At 41.6% G+C, this 6,871-nt stretch carries 4 protein-coding genes and 2 pseudogenes; 1 reads left to right on the forward strand and 5 read right to left on the reverse strand.

The annotated features are described in order from the left end of the window. Positions 1-1,142: 1,142 nt before the first annotated feature. On the reverse strand, positions 1,143-2,096 hold the full coding sequence (locus V7K97_RS07455) for an NAD-dependent epimerase/dehydratase family protein (protein WP_334800187.1): 954 nt from the start codon (positions 2,094-2,096) through the stop codon (positions 1,143-1,145). Positions 2,097-2,907: 811 nt separating this feature from the next. Between V7K97_RS07455 and purD the strand changes: the two genes are divergently transcribed. Beyond that, the gene (gene purD, locus V7K97_RS07460; RefSeq protein WP_334800189.1) at positions 2,908-4,206 is read left to right on the forward strand and encodes a phosphoribosylamine--glycine ligase; all 1,299 of its coding nucleotides are present in this window, start codon (positions 2,908-2,910) and stop codon (positions 4,204-4,206) included. A gap of 494 nt (positions 4,207-4,700) precedes the next feature. On the opposite strand, the gene V7K97_RS07465 is transcribed toward purD, so the two are convergent. The 4 genes and pseudogenes from V7K97_RS07465 to V7K97_RS07475 all read right to left on the reverse strand — a co-directional run bounded on the left by V7K97_RS07465 (position 4,701) and on the right by V7K97_RS07475 (position 6,761). Then, a complete protein-coding gene (locus tag V7K97_RS07465) occupies positions 4,701-5,060 on the reverse strand; it encodes a DUF4351 domain-containing protein (protein ID WP_334800190.1) in 360 nt (119 codons plus the stop codon). Positions 5,061-5,375: 315 nt separating this feature from the next. Further along, positions 5,376-5,927, reverse strand: a pseudogene (locus V7K97_RS07470) (hypothetical protein); the annotation flags it as partial. A 239-nt stretch (positions 5,928-6,166) separates the two neighbouring features. Next, positions 6,167-6,391, reverse strand: a pseudogene (locus V7K97_RS31950) (PKD domain-containing protein); the annotation flags it as partial. Positions 6,392-6,410: 19 nt separating this feature from the next. After that, positions 6,411-6,761 carry a hypothetical protein gene (locus V7K97_RS07475; RefSeq protein WP_334800191.1) on the reverse strand — a complete coding sequence of 117 codons (351 nt, stop codon included), beginning with the start codon at positions 6,759-6,761 and terminating at the stop codon, positions 6,411-6,413. Between the last annotated feature and the right edge of the window lie 110 nt (positions 6,762-6,871).

Below are 6,871 nucleotides of genomic sequence, written 5' to 3' on the forward strand. Positions count from 1 at the left end.
ACTTTGGTAGATTTTCCTTCTCGGTTTAGAGAATACACAATTTCTGGTTCTTGTCAAACTTTTTGTTAAGAAAGATGTTTATAATGGATAGCTTTTTTAAGGGGGGTTAGGGGCAGGGCTGATTCATTCCCTAAAAGACCTTAATTTACAAGCGTATCAGTCAAAAAAATCAGGTTTTTAAACACTCTAATTGGGTCAAAAACCAGGCGATCGCACTTAAATTTACCGATTGAAACAGTAATTTTTCGATTACCAACTCACTAAATTTTCTGGTTGATACTCTTGACAAAATTCTGATCTGAACGAATGAAACAGCCCTGGGGTTAGGGGGGATCAACAAGTGCCTGAAATCACAGCTAACTACTTTTCAAACATCCTTTAAGTTGACTCTACCGCTTTCCACGTATTTGTATAATTAGCAAAGTAAAACAGTATGAGTTTTCTCCACTGCAGAAAACTGAGCAATTAACCCTACTTTATCGAAATTTTATATAAGGATACCTAAGTTTTCCCGGCTTAGATATCCAATAGCAACATAACCTACATTAAATAGATTGTTATATCTATTCTAATTACTAATTTTTATTTTTAAATGTTTCTTAGGACAGTTTATAAATTGATCCTTAAGTAGGATGCCAAAATTAGATAGAAGGTTTAGTGTGATTTTGAAAAGATATTCGGATAAGACTCTTATTCTATCTATAATAGAATAGGGTATTTTTTGCTAATTAGACCTCCTGGAACAGTTACCAGATAAATACATCTAATTTTTACCTCAAGCTTTTATATTCAGCCTAACTTCTCAAGCTGATGAATTATCACCAGAATATACTTCTTGCATAAATCAAAAAACCCCCCTTCCGCGCTTCAATTAGTAGTATACGTAAACTACATTTGAAGAAAATCGAAAATTATAATTTCGACACTTTAGCTAAGGATCAAAAAATTGAAGAAGAATTCAATTGACAAGATGCCCTTACCTTGACTCCTGAATTCTGTTTCGGATGAATAATTATTAAGTTCTTCTCTCAGTAGAAAACTCTCAAGGCAAAGAGCAAGAAGTATTTCCTTTAGAAACTGGGGATTGTTTCGGTGAAATATCACTCTTGTTAAACAAAACCCACTTCCCACTCCCTACTTGTTTAGAGTGAATACAAAGACTTAATCCACTCCCATTCCTGCGTCAAACCCTCTCTCAGGGAAACTTGCGGCTGATATCCTAGAATTTTCTGCGCTTTAGATACATCAGCCGCCGTGTGACGGGCGTCTCCCATTGCCTTTTCGATGTGGTTTCTTTTGATTGATTTCCCGACAATTTCTTCAATCGTATCCAAGACTTCTGCTAAAACTACCCTGCTACCGCCACCGATATTAAAGATTTCTCCCACTGCTTGGGGTGCAGTGGCGGCGGCTAAATTAGCGGCGACGATATCACTAACAAACGTAAACTCCCGCGTTTGCTGGCCATCGCCGTAAATAGGAATGGCCTCATCCTGCAAAATGGATCTAAAGAACTTATTAAATGCCATATCTGGGCGCTGTTTGGGGCCATAAACTGTGAAATAGCGCAATGTCACACAGGGTACGCCAAAGTTTTTGTGATACAGTTCACACAAAAACTCTGCTGCTAGCTTCGTAATGCCGTAAGGAGAAACTGGTTGAGGACAAATTCCCTCGTGAGTAGGTAATGTTTCTGCATCACCATATATACTTGATGAAGAGGCAAACACTAACGTTTTCAGGTCTTTAGCATCCTTAGCTGCTTCTAGTAAAACTTGTGTAGCGTTAATATTTCGTTCTGTATAACCTCGAAAAGCTTTACCCCAACTTGCCCTAACACCTGCTTGGGCAGCTTGATGGTAAACTACATCAACATCTTTTAGGAGTGGCTGCCAATCTAAAAACTGCATATCTCCTTCAATTAAGGTAAAACCAGGTGAGTGATGTAAGTGTGCAATATTCTTAAACTTTAACATCGGATCGTAGTAATCATTGAATTCATCAATACCGATGACTTCTTCGCCTTGTTGCAGCAATGTTTCTACAAGATGAGAGCCAATAAAGCCGGCGGCTCCAGTAACAATAATTTTAGCCATGTTGCCTATTGTTTGATATTTTCATTAATCCCCATATTCACAGGTTAATACTTGTAATCAATGATCGTCATTACCTGAAGATGATTTTCTTGCTCAATTATTTCAATGGTTCAAAAAATCATTATAAATACTTAAACATTGTGATTGTATTGCAAGTATCTCAGTATATATATTGAAATATTGCTATTAACTATTAATAATTGTAGTAATTCACCAAATTAGATTTAAGAGGATGTTTGAAAAGTCCTTTTGTTGGTAGCAAAATCTTATAGATCCCCCTAAGTCCACGCCACGTGCTTCTCCCAAGGGGAGACGCTGCGCGAACAAGTCTCTTAACCGCAAGGGCGCAGTGGCTCCCCGATAAATTGAGGGACTTTGATTCCGGTTCCCCCCTTTTTAAGGCTTGCTCGGGGGGATCTAGAAGTACTTAAAATCACAGCCAAACACTTTTCAAACAACTTCTTAAGAATAAATACAGTAAAAATTCAATAGCTATAGCAGTTATCGTTTACGTGAGTTACACCCGTAGGGGCACGGCATTGCCGTGCCCCTACACCTCGTGATGTAACGTTGTACTGCATCTGAATGGGAACCGCTATATATTTATTCTTGTCACGTCTCCTCAGATCAATTCTTGATGAAGACGTATAGAAAGAAGCCTACCGCCTGCGGCATCTCCCCTTAGTAAGGCTTTGGTATCGGCCTTTTCAGTGATGAGGGGGCTTGCATAAGTGTGAGAATTGATGAAAAAATTGATCCGCGAGAGCCAAATAGGGAATTCTCGTTTCGCAAGGGACGCACGAGGAAATCAGTGAAAGTTTTAGTTGTAGGTAATGGCGGGCGGGAACACGCTCTAGCATGGAAACTGTTGCAATCTAAGCAAGTTGAGCAAGTTATCTGTGTACCAGGCAATGGGGGTACAGCAACTATGGAACGTTGCCAGAATTTGCCCCTAGCAGTAGATGATTTTGAGGGCATGAGCCGATATGCTCTCTTAAATGGCATAACTTTGGTAATAGTTGGGCCAGAAGTCCCCTTGGCGAAGGGAATTACAGATTACCTCCAAGATAAAGGATTGATGGTGTTTGGCCCAGTTAGAGCCGGAGCGCAAATTGAAGCGAGTAAAGCTTGGGCAAAAACCCTAATGCAAGAAGCCGGGATTCCGACGGCACGGGCTGCGGTATTTACGGAGGCAGTAGCAGCAAAATCTTACGTCAAATCTCAGGGAGCGCCAATTGTCATCAAAGCTGATGGCTTGGCGGCTGGTAAGGGTGTAACGGTGGCTGAAACACTTGAACAAGCAGAAAATGCCGTTGATGCGATTTTTCAGGGACAATTTGGCAGTGCTGGTGAATTTGTCGTCATTGAAGAATGTTTGATTGGGCAGGAGGTGTCAGTTTTAGCGTTGACGGATGGGTTAACAATTAGACCCTTGCTGCCAGCTCAAGACCACAAGCGGATTGGTGACGGCGATACGGGGGAAAATACTGGCGGAATGGGAGCATACAGCCCAGCACCCATCGCTACGCCGCAGTTAATGGCACGCATTCAAACAGAAGTGTTAGAAAGAGCGATCGCCACCTTACGAGCTAAAGGCATTGATTACCGAGGCGTGCTGTATGCTGGGTTAATGATTGCCCCCAATGGCGACTTTAAGGTTTTAGAATTTAACTGTCGCTTCGGCGATCCCGAAACCCAGGTTATTTTACCACTGTTAGAAACACCCCTAGAAGAGTTGCTTTTAGCCTGTGTACAACAGCGCTTAAGTGAATTGCCGCCCATTGCTTGGAAAGAGGGAGCATCTGCCACTGTCGTTGCAGCTTCCGGTGGTTATCCCGGAGAATATCAGAAAGGCCAGATTATTACTGGTATTGGCGAGGCAGAGGCCACAGGAGCAACTGTATTTCATGCAGGTACGAAATTAAACCAGCAACAAGAAGTAGTGACAGATGGGGGTCGAGTATTAAATGTGACTGGAATCGGAGAAAATTTTGAGCAAGCGATCGCTCAAGCTTATGCAGGTATAAAATATATTCAGTTTGATGGGATATATTACCGGAAAGATATTGGGCATAAAATAGTGAGTGCGAAGCAGGGGGAGCAAAAATAAGCGATCGCACGATGTTGCTTGTTCAAGAAGTTATGCGGGTGACTGACGATCCAGTAATACTTGGACAGGCATATTATCCACATAATATTCTTATTACACATCCAGGTCACTTGAATGATATTTACGATGAGCTTCTAACTTTAGAGCCAATAAAATGTCTATTCAAATTTTTAGAAGATTTACCAGATAAGGTTTTTGCGTACATGTGAATAACTGTGACCAAAGCTGAGGCAACGTACCATGACTAGTAGAGGATTGTCTATTCCCTGTAAGAAAATCACTTCTAGCACTAATATTTACTAGTACGACACGGCGGAAATAAAGCAACCATTTTAAATAGCGAGAAAGCCTACAAAATAAGCATTCTTTCTTTTTACTTTTGCCTTTTTACTTTTGCCTTCTTGTACTAGCCTACCTCCGCAGGCTTTGTTTGTGTAGCCCCAGGCTTGTAGCCCGTGGGCGTTAATGTGCAACCTCACAGAAAATTGGTATAACTAATCACCCGATGAGATTTCGGGTTGTGAATTATTTTGCAACCATCTTTCCAAGTCAGTGATAGAGGAGAAATCCAATAAAGCTTCGCCCAATTCTTCCAACTGTTCAATAGATAATTGACGAATTCGTTCAGTTAAGGAAAGTTGAATCTCTCCACAACGTCGATTTACTAACCGTATAATTAACTCCTGTTTCCCTTCGAGTTTCCCTTCGAGTTTCCCACGTAGTTCACCACGTAATTCACCACGTTCCATAGCGAGTTGTTCGGTTGGGCTAACTAAGGGCATTTTCCTTTCCTCCTCAAAACGTTTGATTTTGGCGACTAATTCTGCTTGTAACTCTTTGGGGAGAGTCATCATGGTGTCGATAATTTTAAAAAGTTTAACAACCTGTTCTTTGGTTAAACCACGCTCATAAAGTCCGCGAATTAACTGCCATTTATATTCTGACCGAAGAGGCAGGGGAGCAGGGGGCAGGGAGCAAGGGAGAAAGATACGCTCAGTTACCCTGCCACAAGGGTTTCAGAGCCAATATATTTATTTATGCCCAAAAATAAAAATATTTATTTCGAGACGCGCAGCGCGAGAAATAATGCGTCCTTAGTTCAAGCCCCTACATTTATGTATGGGGTTCTCCCCCTGCCCCCCGCTCCCTGCTCCTTGTCCTCTTGTTGACCGTTCCGGAAACTGACTAGTTGTGGCTTTAGTTTTCAGGTGTGCCATCGTAATTATGGCAAAGGGGTTACTCATAGATTCTAGTTCATCCCAACGGGATTGGTAGTCAATGAGTTTAACAGTGGGAAATTTCAGAGTAATTTCACCTTTGCCAATGGAATAATTATAACAATCAGGTCTCCAGTTAGGTCTGTCATCTCCGAGAATGGCTAGGCTCAGTACTTTGTTTTCATAAAGATCAAAGGCGCGATAATGATAGATGAACATCCGTTTTTCAAAGCTAACATCATAATGACTTTGAATTTCTACATGAATCAAGATCCATATCTGTTCTTGATTCAACAACCAAACTTTATAAAGTTTATCAGCAATCCGGCTTTGGGTTTCTGAGGAAGCAGTAATTTGTTGAAGTTCTTTGTCAAGTGGTTGAGGTGGTTGTGTCCAATCAATTAATTGGTAAATTTCGGGAAAGAAAAAGGATAAAAAGCTTTCAAAATATTCGTTTAATGCTTCTTTCCATGATTCATCATAATTGGCTGTTATTTCACTCATTTCGCTTTGAGTTTGAGTAGCAATTTATTATAGCGGTTTTCATCTCAGTGAGATCCGGTCAGTGAATTGCAGTGTCAGCGTCAAAAAGCGCTTTTAGTGGTTTAGTTGGGCTACTCAAAGTTACTGAAAAAGTCAGGGAATTCAGCCATCAATTCATCAAAGTCGCTGAAGTCACCATCCCAGTCGGGCAGTTCCTCATCGCTGGGTTCTGGGGCTGTACTACCCACATATACGGTGACTGTCTTGGTATCCTTTAACCCGAAATCATCAACAACTGTCAGGGTAGCTTGGTATTCTCCACCTTCAGCAAATACATGGGTAACTGATTGACCCTCAACTGGTTCTGTACCGTCGCCAAAATCCCAGATATAGGTAAGTGGTGTATTATCATCAGTTGCATTGGCAGTAAATTCTACTGGGTCTTGTTGGTAGACTTTTTTCGGTACTGGGAGGTCGGTTATTTGGGGTGCGCGATTGGGATTACTAGGGTTGGTACTGCCAACGTATACGGTGACTCGCCCCCGCTAACAATCCACTATCAACGCCATCCACATTACCATCGCGGTTAACATCACCAGCTATGAAGAGAGTGAGGGAGGGAGGGAGGGAGGGAGTGGGGGAAGTGTTGGAGAGTGAGATTAGGTTTAAGCCAGCACGATTAACTGCGAATAGGCCGTAACTACCATTAGCATCAACGTGTGTGGCAACAGGAGTCAAACCAAGGAGTGTAGGTAATGTCATATTACCCTGTAACTCAACACCCAGCAGCACAGTGCCAGTAGCAGTAGATCGTAATTCGGAATCTCTGAGACTGAAAGTATAGCGATCGCCCACACTATCATTAATCGTCTTATACCAATTTAATATGAAGCTGCATATAAAAGGGCTTCTAGGATAAAGTTATAAGAAGAGACAGACATCACTTGTTCAAGCGTGAGTTGGTC

Origin of the sequence: Nostoc sp. (assembly GCF_036917815.1) — a bacterium.
Classification (GTDB): domain Bacteria; phylum Cyanobacteriota; class Cyanobacteriia; order Cyanobacteriales; family Nostocaceae; genus Nostoc.